The 16,539-nt window shown below is 63.3% G+C and carries 17 protein-coding genes and 1 other RNA gene; 12 read left to right on the forward strand and 6 right to left on the reverse strand.

Features of this window, described 5'->3' with window-relative positions:
* Positions 1–149: 149 nt before the first annotated feature.
* Positions 150–1,127 (reverse strand): NADPH:quinone oxidoreductase family protein, encoded by a 978-nt coding sequence (locus AAZU54_RS23730; protein WP_186555833.1) that lies wholly within the window; start codon positions 1,125–1,127, stop codon positions 150–152.
* A gap of 157 nt (positions 1,128–1,284) precedes the next feature.
* Between AAZU54_RS23730 and AAZU54_RS23735 the strand changes: the two genes are divergently transcribed.
* Positions 1,285–1,689 carry a flagellar basal body-associated protein FliL gene (locus AAZU54_RS23735; RefSeq protein WP_186555834.1) on the forward strand — a complete coding sequence of 135 codons (405 nt, stop codon included), beginning with the start codon at positions 1,285–1,287 and terminating at the stop codon, positions 1,687–1,689.
* 66 nt (positions 1,690–1,755) lie between these two features.
* Here the strand turns inward: AAZU54_RS23735 and AAZU54_RS23740 are convergent, their stop codons facing one another.
* On the reverse strand, positions 1,756–2,208 hold the full coding sequence (locus AAZU54_RS23740; protein ID WP_186555835.1) for an EVE domain-containing protein: 453 nt from the start codon (positions 2,206–2,208) through the stop codon (positions 1,756–1,758).
* 175 nt (positions 2,209–2,383) lie between these two features.
* Here AAZU54_RS23740 and AAZU54_RS23745 point away from each other — a divergent pair, with 175 nt between their 5' ends.
* Complete coding sequence (locus AAZU54_RS23745; RefSeq protein WP_186555836.1) at positions 2,384–2,533, forward strand: hypothetical protein; 150 nt, start codon at positions 2,384–2,386, stop codon at positions 2,531–2,533.
* A 19-nt stretch (positions 2,534–2,552) separates the two neighbouring features.
* On the opposite strand, the gene AAZU54_RS23750 is transcribed toward AAZU54_RS23745, so the two are convergent.
* The 4 genes from AAZU54_RS23750 to AAZU54_RS23765 form a co-directional block, all read right to left on the reverse strand.
* Complete coding sequence (locus tag AAZU54_RS23750) at positions 2,553–3,161, reverse strand: 5-formyltetrahydrofolate cyclo-ligase (RefSeq protein WP_186555837.1); 609 nt, start codon at positions 3,159–3,161, stop codon at positions 2,553–2,555.
* Between the two features lie 81 nt (positions 3,162–3,242).
* Positions 3,243–3,422: non-coding RNA, 6S RNA (gene ssrS / locus AAZU54_RS23755), on the reverse strand.
* Positions 3,423–3,439: 17 nt separating this feature from the next.
* Positions 3,440–3,757 carry a cell division protein ZapA gene (locus AAZU54_RS23760; protein ID WP_186555838.1) on the reverse strand — a complete coding sequence of 106 codons (318 nt, stop codon included), beginning with the start codon at positions 3,755–3,757 and terminating at the stop codon, positions 3,440–3,442.
* Positions 3,754–3,963 (reverse strand): TIGR02449 family protein, encoded by a 210-nt coding sequence (locus AAZU54_RS23765; RefSeq protein WP_186555839.1) that lies wholly within the window; start codon positions 3,961–3,963, stop codon positions 3,754–3,756. Before AAZU54_RS23765 ends, AAZU54_RS23760 begins: the two co-directional genes overlap by 4 nt.
* Before the next feature lie 153 nt (positions 3,964–4,116).
* Here AAZU54_RS23765 and AAZU54_RS23770 point away from each other — a divergent pair, with 153 nt between their 5' ends.
* From AAZU54_RS23770 to gcvP, 10 genes are all read left to right on the forward strand, one after another.
* Positions 4,117–4,671 carry a YecA family protein gene (locus tag AAZU54_RS23770; protein ID WP_186555840.1) on the forward strand — a complete coding sequence of 185 codons (555 nt, stop codon included), beginning with the start codon at positions 4,117–4,119 and terminating at the stop codon, positions 4,669–4,671.
* A 21-nt stretch (positions 4,672–4,692) separates the two neighbouring features.
* Positions 4,693–6,027, forward strand: coding sequence for a Xaa-Pro aminopeptidase (pepP, locus tag AAZU54_RS23775; protein WP_312153982.1), 1,335 nt, complete (start codon positions 4,693–4,695; stop codon positions 6,025–6,027).
* Positions 6,024–7,223, forward strand: coding sequence for a 2-octaprenyl-6-methoxyphenyl hydroxylase (gene ubiH, locus AAZU54_RS23780; RefSeq protein WP_186555842.1), 1,200 nt, complete (start codon positions 6,024–6,026; stop codon positions 7,221–7,223). The genes pepP and ubiH overlap by 4 nt, the downstream gene beginning before the upstream one ends.
* Positions 7,220–7,702, forward strand: a complete 483-nt coding sequence (locus tag AAZU54_RS23785) for a DUF4442 domain-containing protein (RefSeq protein WP_186555843.1) — start codon at positions 7,220–7,222, stop codon at positions 7,700–7,702. Before ubiH ends, AAZU54_RS23785 begins: the two co-directional genes overlap by 4 nt.
* Positions 7,703–7,711: 9 nt before the next feature.
* The gene (locus AAZU54_RS23790) at positions 7,712–8,929 is read left to right on the forward strand and encodes a 2-octaprenyl-3-methyl-6-methoxy-1,4-benzoquinol hydroxylase (protein ID WP_434727746.1); all 1,218 of its coding nucleotides are present in this window, start codon (positions 7,712–7,714) and stop codon (positions 8,927–8,929) included.
* 106 nt (positions 8,930–9,035) lie between these two features.
* Entirely contained in the window at positions 9,036–10,037 is a 1,002-nt protein-coding gene (locus tag AAZU54_RS23795) for an extracellular solute-binding protein (RefSeq protein ID WP_186555844.1), read from the forward strand.
* Positions 10,038–10,177: 140 nt separating this feature from the next.
* Positions 10,178–11,800: an ABC transporter permease gene (locus AAZU54_RS23800; RefSeq protein ID WP_186555845.1), complete on the forward strand. Its 1,623-nt coding sequence runs from the start codon at positions 10,178–10,180 to the stop codon at positions 11,798–11,800.
* Positions 11,801–11,924: 124 nt separating this feature from the next.
* Positions 11,925–13,007: a glycine cleavage system aminomethyltransferase GcvT gene (gene gcvT, locus AAZU54_RS23805; RefSeq protein WP_186555846.1), complete on the forward strand. Its 1,083-nt coding sequence runs from the start codon at positions 11,925–11,927 to the stop codon at positions 13,005–13,007.
* Between the two features lie 49 nt (positions 13,008–13,056).
* The gene (gene gcvH, locus AAZU54_RS23810; RefSeq protein WP_186555847.1) at positions 13,057–13,440 is read left to right on the forward strand and encodes a glycine cleavage system protein GcvH; all 384 of its coding nucleotides are present in this window, start codon (positions 13,057–13,059) and stop codon (positions 13,438–13,440) included.
* A gap of 187 nt (positions 13,441–13,627) precedes the next feature.
* Entirely contained in the window at positions 13,628–16,501 is a 2,874-nt protein-coding gene (gene gcvP, locus AAZU54_RS23815) for an aminomethyl-transferring glycine dehydrogenase (RefSeq protein WP_405129946.1), read from the forward strand.
* The last annotated feature ends 38 nt before the right edge of the window (positions 16,502–16,539 follow it).

Consider the following 16,539-nt stretch of genomic DNA (forward strand, 5'->3'; position numbering starts at 1 on the left):
TTGGTGGAAGGGGTGGGGCGATGTCTCCCACGGTCTGTACTGCTGCGAACAGTCAGAATCGGGCATTTAGTCCCACCACCCCTTCAAGTCTAACCATACAAGCGGGCTTGCCCGCGAAGAGGCCAGAAGCGACATTTAGGGTCTAAATCCTACCTGGCCAGTACCACCAACTTACCCACAGCCTGGCGCTGAGCCAGTCGCTCGATTGCCGCCCCGGCCTCCGCCAGTGGATAAGTCTGCGACACCAGTGGCTTTACCTTGCCTTCGGCATGCCAGGCAAACAACTGACGGAAGTTGGCTGCATTATCCTCAGGCTGGCGCTGGGCGAACGATCCCCAGAACACCCCGACCACCGAGGCACCCTTGAGCAGCGCCAGGTTCACCGGCAATTGCGGAATCGTCCCACTGGCAAAACCCACCACCAGCAACCTGCCATTCCAGGCCAGGCCGCGTACTGCCTGGTCAAACAACTCACCGCCAACCGGATCGTAGATAACATCCACGCCCTTGCCGCCCGTCAGGCGCTTGATTTCATCCTTCAGGCTAGCCTTGCTGTAGTCGATCACCTCATCGGCGCCGGCAGCCTTGGCCACCTGCAGTTTCTCTTCGCTACTGGCGGCGGCGATCACCTTGGCGCCCATGGCCTTGCCAATCTCCACTGCGGCAAGGCCTACACCCCCCGAAGCACCAAGTACCAGCAAGGTCTCCCCTGGCTGCAGGTTGGCGCGTTGGCGCAGGGCGTGCATCGAGGTGCCGTAGGTCATGCCAAACGCCGCAGCAGTGGTGAAGTCCATGCTCGGCGGCACTGGCAGCACGTTATAGAACGGCACCGCCACCTGCTCGGCAAAGGCGCCCCAGCCGGTCAGGGCCATGACCCGGTCGCCGACCTTGAAGGCACCCGCTTTCGCGCCCACGGCGGCGACTACCCCCGCGGCCTCGCCACCTGGCGAGAATGGCAGTGGCGGCTGGAACTGGTATTTGCCTTCGATGATCAGGGTATCGGGGAAGTTGACCCCGGCGGCGTGCACGTCGAGCAGGATCTCGTTGATCTTGGGCGTAGGGCTGGCCGCCTCTTCCAGCACCAGATCGCGCGCCGGGCCAAGGGTTTTGCACAACACAGCTTTCATCGGGGCTATTCCTTTGCGTGTGGTGGCCGATAAGTGTAAGAGGGCCAGTTGCCGGGTCAACGAGCATGGCCCGGCCTGATGGGCTGGCATAAGCCCGGGCTTGGGTTTGAACGAAGTGCTGGGTAAGCTGGCGCCAACTGTATTGAGGAGCGAATTCGTGAAAGCGTGGATCTTGATGGTACTGGCGCTGCTGCTGCCAGCGACGGCCATGGCCGAGGCAGCCAAGGAAGGGGAGCCGAAGGTTTCCTACATCAGCCTGAGCCCGCCCTTTGTCGGCAACTACGCGCTCGATGGTAGCCCCAAGTTGCGCGTGTACAAGGCTGACGTGGCCCTGCGAGTAACCGGTGACGCCGCCGCCACTGCGGTAAAGCACCACGAGCCGCTGATCCGTAACCAGCTGGTGGCGCTGTTCACCCAGCAGGCTGTGGATAACATGAGCAACGTCGAGGCCAAGGAGAAGCTGCGTCAGGAAGCCCTGAAGCAGGTGCAGCAGGTGATGGAAGCCGAAGAAGGCAAGCCGATCGTCGAGGATCTGCTGTTCAATAACTTGATTGTGCAGTGATTTGATATCGACCCAGCCTTCTCGCCGGCGAGCCTGCGAAAAAGCTGGGTCAGCCAGCGCGTCACTTCACCCAGCCAGGACCATGATCGCCGCCCACTGCTCTGGGGTAACCGGCATCACCGACAGTCGCGTGCCTTTGTGCACCAGCGGCAGCTCCTCAAGTGCAGTCTGTTGCTTGAGCAGGCCTAACCCCAGCACCTGCTTGAACGTCTGCACATGCGCTACATCTACCGCGCTCCATGGGTTTTTCTCGGCAGTCGCCTTGGCGTCGTGATAGGGGCTTTCAGGGTCGAGCGCAGTCGGGTCCGGGTAGGCCGCCGCAGTGATCTTGGCGATACCGGCGATGCCTGGTTGCGGGCAGCTGGAGTGGTAGAAGAAGAACGCGTCGCCTACGCTCATTTCCCTCAAGAAATTGCGCGCCTGATAGTTGCGCACGCCGTCCCAGCGCGCCTCGCCCAGGCGGGCCAAGGCTTCGATGGAGAGCTCGTCGGGCTCGGATTTCATCAGCCAATAGGCCATGGATGCTGCTCCTGACAAAGTTTGAAATAACCTGTTGCATGAAACCGACAGCCGGTTGGCGTCAACGTTTGCGTGTCGACGCACGTTGTCGGAAAATGCGCCGATTTTAAGCGACATGCTCCGCCAGCACCGAAAAAGCTAGCGAGCCAGAACAGTTTGCCTAGGGGGGCAATCGATGAACAAACGCAAACCGGACCTGCTTTGGGTCTTGGCCTTCATTTTCGGCCTGGGGGTTGTCACCACCGGTTATGCGCAGAGTTTCTGGGAGCGCAAGATGGACATCGCCTACCAGACGCCCGTAGAGTCTGCCCCGCAACAACGCTAAGCCTTGGCCTGGCGCGCCTTTAGTTGCGTGCCAGGTACCAGCCACGGTCCGAGACCGTTCCTTGCAGCGGCACATCCCAACTGGCCTGGGCCAGTCGCTCTACTTTCTGACACTCATGGGCCAGCCCCAGCAGTAGCGGTTTTTTCCAGGTCTTGCGACGTGCCTGGTAGGCCAGGCTGCGGTCATAGAAGCCACCGCCCATACCCAGTCGCCCCCCCACTTCATCGAAGCCCACCAACGGCAGCAGGATCAAGTCCAGCGCCCAGATTGGCCGTTGCCGCTTGCGCTCGACTACAGGTTCCGGAATACGGAAGCGATTGGGCCGTAGTTTTTCCCCATGCTCGAAACGCTGAAACACCATGCGCGTCGCTGGCCAGGCATGCAGCACTGGCAAATAGGTGCGCTTGCCCCGGCGTTGGGCTTCGCGCAGCAGCAGGCGTGGGTCGATCTCGCCATCGTTGGGAAGGTACAGGGCAATGTGCTTCGCCCGGCGAAACAGTGGGTGCTGCGCTAGTTGGCGGTACAGGCCGAGGGTCGCCTGGCGTTGCTGGGCCGGGGTAAGGGCGCGGCGGGCATGGCGCAGCAGGCGGCGTAGTTGAGGGCGGGTGAGCGGCGCGGTGTCGGTCATGGCACGGGCGTTCCCAGAGGTGTCGGCCGCCGTGGCGGCCAAACCAATTGCCCGCCGGAGGAGGCGGGCACTGAAGCATTCAGGCTCCCCGATAAGACCGCTATCGGTGTAGCCCTTGAACCCGAAAGTTCAAGGTGGAGATTGCAGGGGGCGTTAAGGCTTTCCGTCGGGCGGACATGCACACCGGCCCCAGCGTGCAACCCCCGTGGTTGTGCGTATCGGCTCAGGGACATAACCGACTGGCGCATCCCCCAGGGAGTGGCGCCAGTATACCAACCTCAGCCGTTTTTGGTACCCGTGTCGTCGGCCAATGCATTGTCGACCCGCTCCAGCAGGTCACGCACCTGCTCACGGGTAGTGCCGCCGCTGACCACATCCGGGGTGTCCTGACGGTGCAGCATTTCGTGGGTGATGTTCAGCGCTGCCATGACCGCGATGCGATCAGCGCCAATCACCTTGCCGCTGCTGCGGATCTCACGCATCTTGCCGTCCAGGTAGCGTGCCGCGCTGACCAGGTTGTTGCGCTCCTCGGGCGGACAGATGATCGAGTATTCCTTGTCGAGGATCTGGACGGTGACGCTATTGCTTGAACTCATGAGTCTTGCTCCAGGGCCTTGAGCCGCAAGATCATCGATTCGACCTTGCGCCTTGCGATCTCGTTCTTGTCGATGAGGTGGGCGCGCTCTTCGCGCCAGGATTTTTCCTGAGCTACTAGGAGTGCATTTTGCCGTTTAAGTTGCTCGACGCGCTCGATCAGCAACTCAAATCGGCTCATCAGCGCTTGCAGGTCGTTGTCTTGCATGGGTTGCACTCGTTTCGCTCCATCGTTGACTGCCTGGCGATCATGCCTGTGCCAGGCCCTCGGCGGCCAGTGCCGATGGTCTTGGCGCGCCTGCCGGTGCTAGGATACAAGGTCTTCATTCTAGACATTGCGCCGTCTGGCGCCTAGCAGCCCATGCCCAATACACAATCGCCCTACATCGCCTTCGCCATGTTGCTTTCGAGCAATGGCCACCCTGTCACCCCTGCCGAGCTGCATGGCCTGCTGATCGGCCGCAGCTGCGCCGGCGCCGGGTTCGATGCCGATGCCTGGCTGGCTGACGCAGCCCAGCTGCTCGAGACCGAGCCTGGTGACACAGTTCGCAACGCTTTGATCGGCCTGCAAGAGATGGTCAAGGCCGAGCTCACCGGCGAAGACGTCGCCATCGTCCTGCTGCTGCCGACCGACGACGCGGCGCTGGCCGACCGTGCCGCCGCGCTGGGCCAGTGGTGCCAGGGCTTCATCAGTGGTTTCGGCCTGAATGCCGGCGGCAAGGACCTGTCCACCGACGCCAAGGAAGTGCTGCAGGACCTGGTAGCCATTTCCCAAGTCCAGGAAGCGCTGGAAGAGTCCGAGGACGGCGAAAGCGACTACATGGAGGTCATGGAGTACCTGCGCGTCGCCCCGTTGCTGCTGTTCACGGAATTGAACACCCCAGCAGCACCTGCGCCAAAGCCATCGCTGCATTGATCTGAACGGGGTCGTTTGCCCATGAGCCACATACCCAAGGCGGAGTATGCCCGTCGGCGCAAGGCGCTGATGGCGCAGATGGTCCCCAACAGCATCGCCATCCTGCCAGCCGCTGCGGTTGCCATTCGCAACCGCGACGTCGAGCACGTGTACCGCCAGGACAGCGACTTCCAGTACCTCAGCGGCTTCCCGGAGCCAGAGGCGGTGATCGCGCTGATTCCTGGCCGCGAGCATGGCGAGTACGTGCTGTTTTGCCGTGAGCGCAACCCTGAGCGCGAGCTGTGGGATGGCCTGCGCGCCGGCCAGGAAGGCGCGGTGCGCGACTTTGGCGCCGACGATGCCTTCCCGATCACCGATATCGACGAGATCCTGCCGGGTCTGATCGAAGGGCGCGATCGGGTCTACACCGCCATGGGCAGCAACCCCGAGTTCGATCGCCGGCTGATGGACTGGATCAACGTCATACGCTCCAAGGCGCGTCTCGGTGCCCAGCCGCCGAACGAATTCGTTGCCCTGGATCACCTGCTGCACGACATGCGCCTGTATAAATCGGCGGCAGAGGTGAAGGTGATGCGCGCTGCTGCGGACATTTCCGCCCGCGCCCATGTGCGGGCCATGCAGGCCTGTCGCGCCGGGCTCTACGAATACAGCCTGGAAGCCGAGCTGGACTACGAGTTCCGCAAGGGCGGGGCGAAGATGCCGGCCTACGGCTCGATCGTCGCCGCCGGGCGCAACGGCTGCATCCTGCACTACCAGCAGAACGACGCCTTGCTCAAGGACGGCGATCTGGTGTTGATCGACGCCGGTTGCGAGATCGACTGCTACGCCAGCGACATCACCCGCACCTTCCCGGTCAGCGGGCGGTTTACGCCAGAGCAGAAGGCGATCTACGAACTGGTGCTCAAGGCTCAGGCGGCAGCGTTTGCCGAGATTGCCCCTGGCAAGCACTGGAACCACGCCCATGAAGCGACCGTGCGGGTGATCACCGAAGGGTTGGTCGAGCTGGGGCTGCTCAAAGGCGAAGTGCAGGCGCTGATCGACGCCGAGGCGCATCGCGCCTTCTACATGCACCGCGCCGGGCACTGGCTGGGTATGGATGTGCATGACGTTGGCGAATACAAGGTTGGTGGTCAGTGGCGAGTGCTCGAACCGGGCATGGCGCTGACCGTCGAGCCGGGCATCTACATTGCCGCCGACAACCAGGATGTGCCGAAGAAATGGCGTGGCATCGGGATCAGGATCGAGGACGACGTGGTCGTGACCAAGCAAGGCTGTGAAATTCTTACCTCGGGCGTGCCACGTACTGTCGCCGAGATCGAGGCGCTGATGGCTGACGCACGCAGGGACGTGGCATGACCCGGGTCAACCTGGCGATCATTGGCGGCGGCCTGGTCGGTGCCAGCCTGGCCCTGGCCTTGCAGGCCGGCGCCAAGGCGCGGGGCTGGAAGATCCTGTTGATCGAGCCGTTCGCGCCGGGCGACAGCTTCCAGCCGAGCTACGATGCGCGCTCCTCAGCGCTGTCGTTCGGCACTCGGCAAATCTACGAGCAACTTGGCGTGTGGCAAACCCTCAGCCCGCGCGCCGAGCCGATCCGCCAGATCCACGTGTCCGACCGGGGCCGCTTCGGCGCGACCCGTCTGGATGCCAGCGAAGAAGGCGTGCCAGCGCTGGGTTACGTGGTGGAAAATGCCTGGCTTGGCCAGTGCCTGTGGCAAAGCCTGGACCGCGACGTGGTCAGCTGGCGCTGCCCGGCCGAGGTCAAGGCCATGCAGCCGATCGAGGGCGGCTATCGCTTGCAGCTCGATGACGACACCAGCCTTGAGTGCGACCTGGCGGTGCTGGCCGATGGTGGTCGTTCCGGCTTGCGTGAGCAACTGGGCATCCATGTGCGGCGCCGACCCTACGACCAGAGCGCGCTGATCGCCAATATCAGCCCCGGCGAGGCCCATGCTGGCCAGGCCTTCGAGCGCTTCACAGAGCAAGGCCCGATGGCGTTGCTGCCGTTACCTGAGAACCGCTGCGCGCTGGTCTGGACCCGCCAGGGAATGGATGCCAAGCGCCTTGCCGAAATCGACGAGCGCAGCTTCCTGCGTGAGTTGCAGGACGTGTTCGGCTATCGCCTGGGTGCGCTGCGCCAGGTTGGCGTGCGACACCTCTACCCGCTGGCGCTGGTCGAGGCCGAGGAGCAGGTGCGCCCCCATCTGGTCGTGCTGGGCAATGCCGCGCACAGCCTGCACCCGATTGCCGGGCAGGGCTTCAACCTGTCCCTGCGCGATGTGCAGACCCTTGCCGAAGGCCTGTTGGCCGGCCCTGCGCAGCCGGGCGATCTGGCGACCTTGCAGGTCTATCACCAGCGTCAGCGCCTGGACCAGGCGCTGACCATCGGCTTTTCCGACCAGGTCACCCGCGTATTTGGCAGCGGTCAGCCATTGCTGGCGGCCGGGCGCAACCTCGGCCTGTTGGGCCTCGACTTGCTGCCTCCGGCCAAACGCTGGTTCGCCCGCCAGGCCATGGGCCTGGGCACTCGGCCTGACCTGCGGGGTCGCGCATGAGCGATCCACGCAAGCTCGCGCGCAAGGCCCGGATGCTGCGCTGGCTGCTCAACTTCTACCCGCCTTACCTGGGCGCCGGTATCCGTGTGCAGCACATCAGCCCGGACATGAGCAGCGTCAAGGTGTGCATGAAGCTCACCCGTTGGAACCGCAACTATGTCGGCACCCAGTTCGGCGGCAGCCTGTACTCGATGGTCGACCCGTTCTACATGCTGCTGTTGATCGAGCGCCTGGGCCGCGAATATATCGTCTGGGATAAAGCCGCCAGCATCGATTTCATCTCCCCTGGCAAAGGCCCGGTGTACGCCGAGTTCCATGTCGACGACGCGATGCTCGACGACATCCGCCAGCAGACCGCCAGCGGCAAGAAGTACCTGCCCCGTCTGCAGGTCGATATCCGCGATGGTGCCGGTGAGCTGGTGGCGCGGGTCGATAAAACCCTTTATGTACGGCTCAAGCCGCAAGCGAGGCAGGCGTAAAGCATGGAAATGCGCGCAGATCTGTTGATTGTCGGTGCCGGTATGGTCGGCAGCGCACTGGCCCTGGGGTTGCGCCACAGCGGCCTGGAAATTCTCCTGCTCGACGGCGGCCCGCTGTCGGTCAAACCCTTTGATCCACAGGCGGCGTTCGAACCACGCGTCAGTGCCCTGTCGGCGGCCAGCCAGCGTATTCTCGAGCGCCTGGGCGCTTGGGAGGGTATCGCCGCGCGCCGGGCTTCGCCGTATTCGGACATGCATGTCTGGGATGGCAGCGGCACTGGCCAGATCCACTTCTCGGCAGCCAGTGTGCACGCCCAGGTACTGGGCCATATCGTCGAGAACCGGGTAGTGCAAGATGGCCTGCTGGATCGGCTGCACGACAGCGATATCGGCCTGCTGGCCAACGCCCGTCTGGAACAGATGCGCCGCTCCGGTGACGAGTGGCTGCTGACCCTGGCCGATGGCCGGCGTCTGCGCGCACCGTTGGTGGTGGCGGCGGACGGCGCCAACTCGGCGGTGCGGCGCCTGACCGGTTGCCAAACGCGCGAATGGGATTACCTGCATCAGGCGATCGTCACCAGCGTGCGCTGCAGCGAGCCACACCAGGCGACCGCCTGGCAGCGGTTCACCGATGAGGGGCCGTTGGCGTTTCTACCGCTGGCCCGCGACGACGGCCAGCATTGGTGCTCGATTGTCTGGTCGACCACCCCCGAGCAGGCCGAGCAGGCCATGGCGATGGACGATGAAGCGTTCTGCCAGGCGCTAGGCAGGGCTTTTGAGGGCCGTCTGGGCGAAGTGCTGGAGGCCGACCCACGGGTGTGTGTGCCGCTGCGGCAGCGCCATGCCAAGCGCTATGTGGATGAAGGGCTGGCGCTGATCGGCGATGCTGCGCATGTGATCCACCCGCTGGCCGGGCAGGGGGTCAACCTGGGCTTCCTCGATGCGGCAGTGCTGGCTGAAGAGCTTGGGCGTGCTTGCGAGCGGGGTGAGCGTTTGGCGGATGTGAAGGTGCTCAGTCGCTATGAGCGTCGGCGCATGCCGCACAACTTGGCGCTGATGGCGGCGATGGAGGGCTTTGAGCGGTTGTTCCAGGCTAATCCGTTGCCGCTGCGTTGGTTGCGTAATAGCGGCTTGAAGATCGTTGAGCAGATGCCGGAGGCCAAGGCGCTGTTCGTGCGGCAGGCGTTGGGGCTTTCTGGGGATTTGCCGGAATTGGCTCGGGCTTGAGGTCCTTGCGGCCGCTTTGGCAACATCTGGTAACGCCTGTAAGGGTGAGTCGCATAATGGGAAACACTACCATTTGCACCTCTAGATCCCGCGAGGAGTTACCCCGATGTTGCCACGCAAGCCCCTACTGGCCGCCCTGGCCCTGACCCTGTTCGGCGGCACCGCCCAGGCGGCGGAAGAAGTGGTGGTGTATTCCTCGCGCATCGATGAGCTGATCAAGCCGGTGTTCGACGCCTATACCGCCAAGACCGGCGTCAAGATCAAGTTCATCACCGACAAAGAAGCCCCGCTGATGCAGCGCATCAAGGCTGAGGGCGACAACGGCGTGGCCGACCTGCTGCTCACCGTCGACGCCGGTAACCTCTGGCAAGCCGAGCAGATGGGCATCCTGCAGCCGATCAAGTCGGACGTCATCGACGCCAACATCCCCGCCCAGTATCGCTCCAGCTCCCATGACTGGACGGGCCTGAGCCTGCGCGCACGAACCATCGCCTACTCCACCGAGCGGGTCAAACCCGAAGAGCTGAGCACCTACGAGGCCCTTGCCGACAAGCACTGGGAAGGCCGCTTGTGCCTGCGCACTGCGAAAAAGGTCTACAACCAGTCGCTGACCGCCACCCTGATCGAGAACCACGGCGAGGCCAAGACCGAGCAGATCATCAAGGGCTGGGTCAACAACCTGTCCACTGACGTGTTCTCCGATGATACCGCCGTGCTCCAGGCCATCGAGGCTGGCCAGTGCGATGTGGGCGTGGTCAACACTTACTACTACGGCCGCCTCCACAAGCAGCAGCCGAGCCTGCCGATCAAGTTGTTCTGGCCTAACCAGGGCGACCGTGGGGTACACGTCAACCTCTCGGGCATCGGCCTGACCAAGCATGCGCCACACCCTGAGGCGGCCACGAAACTGGTGGAATGGATGACCGGTGAAGAAGCGCAGAAGCTGTTTGCCGACATCAACCAGGAGTTCCCGGCCAACCCTAAGGTCAAGCCTTCTGCGGAAGTTGCGGCGTGGGGCAGCTTCAAGGCTGACAGCATTCCGGTTGAAGTGGCGGGCAAGCGTCAGGCAGAAGCTATTCGCTTGATGGATCGGGCTGGCTGGAACTAAGCGCCAGGCTTTATCCTTCTGCGGCCCTTGCAGGCCGTATCGCGGGGCAAGCCCGCTCCGACGCACACCGTGCATACGCGGCTGGCGTGGGAGCGGGCTTGCCCCGCGATGCATTCGCCATTTTCACTCAGGATTGAGCTTTGTCCCACGCCCCGCAACGTCGCTGGTACCTCCCGGTTTCCCTGGTCGCCGCCCTGGTCCTGCTGCCCCTGAGCGTCCTGCTGCTCTCGTGGCAGTCGATCGACCTGCAGATCTGGTCGCACCTGCTCGACACGCAGATGAGCCGTCTGCTGGGCAATACCCTGACTTTGGTGCTGGGCGTGGGCCTCGGGGTAACCGTGCTTGGTGTGAGCCTGGCCTGGCTGACCAGCCTCTGCGAGTTTCCCGGCAGGCGCTGGCTAGACTGGGCGTTGATGCTGCCATTCGCAATCCCGGCCTACGTGCTGGCGTTCGTCTTCGTTGGCCTGCTGGATTTCGCCGGGCCTGTGCAGAGCGCGCTGCGCGAGGTGTTCGGGCCGATGCGCCTGCCACGGGTGCGCTCTACCGGCGGCGTGATCATCGTCCTGGTGTTGGTGTTCTACCCCTATGTCTACCTGCTGGCGCGTACCGCCTTCATTGCTCAGGGCAAGGGCCTGATGGAAGCCGCGCGGGTGTTGGGCATGTCGCCGCTGCAAGCCTTCTGGCGGGTGGCCCTGCCGATGGCCAGGCCGGCTATCGGGGCGGGCATTGCCCTGGCGCTGATGGAAACGCTGGCAGATTTCGGCGCGGTGGCGGTGTTCAACTTCGATACCTTCACCACTGCGATCTACAAGACCTGGTACGGCTTCTTCAGCCTCTCCAGCGCAGCGCAACTGGCCAGCCTGCTGTTGTTGGTGGTGATGCTGGTGCTGTACGGCGAGCGCCGCGCTCGTGGGGCGAGCCGCACCGGCAACGAGCGGCCACGCGGGCAGGCGCTGTATCACTTGCGTGGGTTCAAGGCGCTGGCGGCAAGTGGTTGGTGCCTGCTGGTGTTTGCCTGCGCCTTCGTCATTCCGCTGCTGCAACTGCTGGCGTGGTTCTGGCAACGCGGTCGGCATGATCTGGATGAGCGCTATGTCGGCCTGGTGCTGCACACCCTTTACCTGGGCGCCATGGCGGCGTTGATCACCGTTAGCGTCGCGCTGCTGTTGGCCTTCGCCCGCCGCCAGGCACCGACCGGGGTTATCCGGGCCGGGGTCGGCTTGGCCAACCTTGGCTACGCCTTGCCGGGCTCGGTACTGGCGGTTTCGATCATGCTGGCGTTCAGTTACCTGGACAATCAGTTGGTGGTGCCGCTGTCCAAGTGGCTTGGCGGCGCCGGCAAACCCTTGCTGCTGGGCAGCCTGGCCGCCTTGTTGATGGCCTATCTGGTGCGCTTCATCGCCGTGGCCCATGGCCCACTGGAAAGCACGCTGGAGCGCATCCGTCCGTCCCTGCCGGAGGCATCGCGCAGTCTTGGGGTGGGCGGGCCAAGATTGTTTTTCAAGGTATATCTGCCGCTATTGGTGCCTGGTGCCCTGAGCGCCGCTTTGCTGGTGTTCGTCGATGTCCTCAAAGAGATGCCGGCGACGTTGCTGATGCGTCCGTTCGGCTGGGACACCCTTGCGGTACGGGTGTTCGAGATGACCAGCGAAGGTGAATGGGCACGCGCTTCGCTGCCGGCCTTGACCTTGGTGATGGTCGGCTTGCTGCCGGTCATCGGGCTGATTCGCCGTTCAGCTCGGCGCCCGGGTCACACTCACTGAGGATGCCAGTCCGCGCCCTTGCGGCTACAATGCGCGGCATTCGCTGCGGCGGGTCCTACAAAAAAAGGTGACGATTAAACGTTGCCGACCGCCGCTGCTTCGCCACGCCCGGAAGGAGAAACCCATGGGACAGCGCACGCCTCTGTACGACCTGCATCTGGCGCTAGGCGCCAAAATGGTCGATTTCGGCGGTTGGGACATGCCCCTGCACTATGGCTCGCAAGTCGAGGAGCACCATCAGGTGCGCAGTGACTGCGGGGTGTTCGACGTCTCGCACATGACCGTGATCGATGTCTACGGCAACGCCGCCACGGCCTGGTTGCAGCACCTGCTGGCCAATGATGTGGCCCGTCTTGAGGGTATCGGCAAGGCGCTCTACAGCACCCTGCTCAACCATGACGGCGGGGTGGTCGACGATCTGATCGTCTATCGCACTGAAGATGGCTATCGCCTGGTGGTCAACGCGGCCACCCGCGACAAAGTGCTGGCCTGGCTGCACGCGCATAGCGCAGGGTACGAAGTCGGTTTCGAAGAACGTGCTGAGTTGGCGATCCTGGCCATCCAGGGCCCCCGCGCCCGCGACAAGGTTGCCGAACTGGTCAGTGCCCCACGTGCAGCGGTAATTCGCGAGCTGAAGCCGTTCGAAGGGGTGATCGAAGGCGATTGGTTCGTCGCCCGCACCGGCTATACCGGTGAAGATGGCCTGGAGATCATCCTGCCCGGTGAGCAAGCCCCGGCGTTCTTCAACGACCTGGTCGGAGCCGGCATCGCCCCCAGCGGCCTCGGTGCCCGCGATACCCTGCGCCTGGAAGCCGGGATGAACCTCTACGGCCAGGACATCGACGAGCAGCATACCCCGCAAACCTCCAACCTCGGCTGGTGCATCGCCTGGGAGCCCGCTGAGCGCGACTTCATCGGGCGTGCCGGCCTGCTCAAGGAAATCGAGCACGGCGTGCAGGAAAAGCTGGTCGGTCTGGTGCTCGAAGAGCGTGGTGTATTGCGTGCGCATCAAGTGGTGCGTGTCGCCGGGATTGGCGAAGGAGAGATCACCAGTGGTAGTTTCTCTCCTACGCTGAGCAAATCCATTGCCCTGGCGCGTGTACCGATGGCTACCGGCGACCGGGCCGAGGTCGAGATTCGTGGTAAGTGGTACCCGGTGCGGGTGGTCAAACCGACCTTCGTGCGCCACGGCAAGATTCTGATCTGAACATTTTTCTGGCGGGCCGACCGCTGACCCCTATCGAGGATTACAAGACATGAGCAATATCCCCGCCGACCTGCGTTTTGCCGAAAGCCACGAGTGGGCTCGCCTGGAAGCCGATGGCAGTGTGACCGTGGGCATCAGCGACCACGCCCAGGAAGCCCTGGGTGACGTGGTGTTCGTCGAACTGGCGGAAGTTGGCAAGGTCTTCGCCGCTGGCGATGCAGCTGGCGTGGTCGAGTCGGTCAAGGCCGCTTCCGATATCTACGCGCCGGTCGGTGGCGAAGTGATCGCCGTCAACGAGGCCCTGGGTGACAGCCCTGAAGAGCTGAACAACGATCCGTACGCTGCCTGGATCTTCAAGCTCAAGCCGGCCAACCCTGCCGAGCTGGACAAACTGCTGGACGCTGCTGGCTACGCTGCCGCCATCGGCGAGTAAGTTTTCCCGCAACATCGACGATCCCTTCCTAGACTTGTAAGTCTCTCTGTAGGAGCGGGCTTGTCCCGCGATCAAGGGCAAGGCCCTTGCCATCCAGCGCTGATGGCAGGGCAGGCCTGGTCGCACGACAAGCCGCAGCGGCCAACCGCCGCTCCTGCATGGGTTTCTGGTCGAGGAAGAGGTCGCCATGTCCCAGTCGCCATCCCTGAGTCAACTGCAAGAGCTCAACCCGTTTCTGCGTCGTCACCTGGGGCCTGATGCCTCGGAGCAGAAAGCCATGCTCGACGCCTTGGGCGTCGCCAGCCGCAGCGAACTGATCGAGCAGACCGTTCCCCCTGGCATCCGCCTGAACCGCCCCCTCGATTTGCCCGCAGCCCTCGATGAGCAGGCCGCCCTGGCCAAGCTCGCTGCACACGCCGCCCAGAACCAACTGTGGACCAGCCTGATCGGCATGGGCTATCACGGCACCCTCACGCCGACCGTGATCCTGCGCAACGTGCTGGAAAATCCAGGTTGGTACACCGCCTATACGCCGTATCAGCCAGAGATCGCCCAGGGGCGCCTGGAGGCCTTGCTGAATTTCCAGCAGATGGTCATCGACCTCACCGGCCTCGCCCTGGCCAACGCCTCGCTGCTCGATGAAGCCACCGCCGCGGCCGAAGCCATGGCCTTGGCCAAACGCGTGGCGAAGAGCAAAAGCAATGCGTTCTTTGCCGACCAGCACTGTCACCCGCAGACCCTGTCGGTGCTCAAGACCCGCGCCGAAGGCTTTGGCTTCGAGCTGATCGTCGATTCTGTGGATAACTTGGCCAAGCATCAGGTGTTTGGTGCGCTCTTGCAGTACCCCGATACCCACGGCGAAGTGCGCGACCTGCGCCCGCTGATCGAGCAATTGCATAAGCAGCAGGCGCTGGCCTGCGTTGCCGCCGACATCCTCAGCCTGGTCGTGCTCGCGCCGCCCGGCGAACTGGGCGCAGACGTGGTGCTCGGTTCGACCCAGCGCTTCGGCGTACCGATGGGCTACGGCGGTCCGCATGCCGCGTATTTTGCCTGCCGCGACGACTTCAAACGGGCCATGCCCGGGCGCATCATCGGCGTCTCGCGCGATGCTCGGGGCAACACCGCGCTGCGCATGGCCCTGCAAACCCGTGAGCAGCATATTCGCCGCGAGAAGGCCAATTCCAACATCTGCACAGCCCAGGTGCTGTTGGCCAATATCGCCGGCTTCTACGCGGTCTATCACGGCCCCGAAGGCTTGCTGCGCATCGCCCAACGCGTGCACCGGCTGACCTTCATTCTTGCCGCAGGCCTGGAAGCCAAAGGCATCAAAAGGCTCAATCAGCACTTCTTCGACACCCTCACGCTCGATGTCGGTGGCACTCAGGCAGCGGTCATCGAGAGCGCTGAAGCGGCGCAGATCAACCTGCGTATTCTCGGCCGGGGGCACTTGGGCGTGAGCCTGGATGAAACCTGCGACGAGGCGACAGTGCTGCGCCTGTTCGACGTGTTCCTCGGTGTTGACCATGGTCTGGATATCGCCACGCTGGATCAGCAAGCCCACCCCGAGGGCATCCCAGGCGCCCTGGTGCGGCGCACGCCGTTCCTCGCCCACCCGGTATTCAACCTGCATCATAGCGAAACCGAGATGTTGCGCTACCTCAAGCAGTTGGAGAACAAAGACCTGGCGCTCAACCAGTCGATGATTCCGCTTGGCTCCTGCACCATGAAGCTCAACGCCACCAGCGAAATGATCCCGATCACCTGGCCAGAATTTGCCAACCTGCACCCGTTCGCCCCTGCGGCCCAGGCTGTGGGCTACAAGGCGATGATCGACGAGCTGGAAAGCTGGTTGTGCGCCATTACCGGCTTCGATGCGATCTGCATGCAGCCCAACTCAGGCGCCCAGGGCGAATATGCCGGGCTGATGGCGATCACCCGCTATCATCGCAGCCGCAAGCAGCCGCTGCGTACGCTCTGCCTGATCCCGTCTTCAGCACATGGCACCAATCCGGCTTCGGCGCAGATGGCTGGCATGGAGGTGGTGATCGTTGACTGTGATGAACAGGGCAACATCGACCTTGCCGATCTCAAGGCCAAGGCACAGGCAGCCGGCGAACGGCTTTCCTGCCTGATGGTCACCTACCCCTCGACCCATGGCGTGTATGAGGAGGGCATTCGCGAGATCTGCGAGGTCATCCACCAACATGGCGGCCAGGTGTACATGGACGGCGCCAATCTCAACGCCCAGGTCGGCCTGGCGCGGCCAGCGGATATTGGCGCCGATGTCTCGCACATGAACCTGCACAAGACCTTCTGCATCCCCCACGGCGGTGGTGGCCCAGGCATGGGCCCGATAGGCGTGCGCGCTCATCTCACGCCGTTCGTCGCCAGCCACCCGGTAGTCCCGGTGCCTGGGCTGGACCCTAACAACAGCGCAGTCAGTGCCGCGCCCTGGGGCAGTGCGAGCATCTTGCCGATCAGCTGGATGTACATCGCCATGATGGGGCCACAACTGGCCGATGCCAGCGAGGTGGCGATCCTGTCCGCCAACTACCTGGCCAGCCAGCTCAGTGGCGCCTTCCCGGTGCTCTACCGTGGGCGCAATCAGCGCGTGGCGCACGAATGCATTCTCGATCTGCGGCCACTCAAGGCGCAGACCGGCATCAGCGAAGAGGATGTCGCCAAGCGCCTGATGGACTATGGCTTCCATGCGCCGACCATGTCGTTCCCGGTGCCAGGGACGTTGATGGTCGAGCCGACCGAAAGTGAGTCAAAGGCTGAGCTGGATCGCTTTATCGAGGCGATGCTGGCGATTCGTGCGGAGATTGCCCAAGTGCAGGAAGGAAACTGGCCGGCGGAGGACAACCCGCTCAAGCATGCGCCGCATACCTTGGCCGATGTGTTGGGTGGTTGGAATCGGCCGTATAGCCTGGAGCAAGGTATTGCGCCGAGTGCGCATGTGCGCCAGCACAAGTATTGGCCAGCGGTGAATAGGGTCGACAACGTATATGGCGACCGAAACCTGTTCTGTGCGTGTGTACCCGTTGAGGCTTATCGCTGAAGGTGTAGCGAGAACGACTTCTTTGCGGGCGAGCCCTC

Source organism: Pseudomonas sp. Je.1.5.c (genome assembly GCF_051129895.1).
In the GTDB taxonomy this organism is placed as follows: domain Bacteria; phylum Pseudomonadota; class Gammaproteobacteria; order Pseudomonadales; family Pseudomonadaceae; genus Aquipseudomonas; species Aquipseudomonas urmiensis.

Bases quoted from the DNA above. Each gene is read 5' to 3' on its own strand.
- AAZU54_RS23750 (WP_186555837.1), bottom strand. From the start codon at position 3,161: ATGACCGACACCGCGCCGCTCACCCGCCCTCAACTACGCCGCCTGCTG.
- AAZU54_RS23795 (WP_186555844.1), top strand. From the start codon at position 9,036: ATGTTGCCACGCAAGCCCCTACTGGCCGCCCTGGCCCTGACCCTGTTC.
- gcvH (WP_186555847.1), top strand. From the start codon at position 13,057: ATGAGCAATATCCCCGCCGACCTGCGTTTTGCCGAAAGCCACGAGTGG.
- AAZU54_RS23760 (WP_186555838.1), bottom strand. From the start codon at position 3,757: ATGAGTTCAAGCAATAGCGTCACCGTCCAGATCCTCGACAAGGAATAC.
- AAZU54_RS23790 (WP_434727746.1), top strand. From the start codon at position 7,712: ATGCGCGCAGATCTGTTGATTGTCGGTGCCGGTATGGTCGGCAGCGCA.
- AAZU54_RS23745 (WP_186555836.1), top strand. From the start codon at position 2,384: ATGAACAAACGCAAACCGGACCTGCTTTGGGTCTTGGCCTTCATTTTC.
- AAZU54_RS23765 (WP_186555839.1), bottom strand. From the start codon at position 3,963: ATGCAAGACAACGACCTGCAAGCGCTGATGAGCCGATTTGAGTTGCTG.
- ubiH (WP_186555842.1), top strand. From the start codon at position 6,024: ATGACCCGGGTCAACCTGGCGATCATTGGCGGCGGCCTGGTCGGTGCC.
- AAZU54_RS23770 (WP_186555840.1), top strand. From the start codon at position 4,117: ATGCCCAATACACAATCGCCCTACATCGCCTTCGCCATGTTGCTTTCG.
- pepP (WP_312153982.1), top strand. From the start codon at position 4,693: ATGAGCCACATACCCAAGGCGGAGTATGCCCGTCGGCGCAAGGCGCTG.
- gcvP (WP_405129946.1), top strand. From the start codon at position 13,628: ATGTCCCAGTCGCCATCCCTGAGTCAACTGCAAGAGCTCAACCCGTTT.
- AAZU54_RS23740 (WP_186555835.1), bottom strand. From the start codon at position 2,208: ATGGCCTATTGGCTGATGAAATCCGAGCCCGACGAGCTCTCCATCGAA.
- AAZU54_RS23785 (WP_186555843.1), top strand. From the start codon at position 7,220: ATGAGCGATCCACGCAAGCTCGCGCGCAAGGCCCGGATGCTGCGCTGG.
- AAZU54_RS23730 (WP_186555833.1), bottom strand. From the start codon at position 1,127: ATGAAAGCTGTGTTGTGCAAAACCCTTGGCCCGGCGCGCGATCTGGTG.
- gcvT (WP_186555846.1), top strand. From the start codon at position 11,925: ATGGGACAGCGCACGCCTCTGTACGACCTGCATCTGGCGCTAGGCGCC.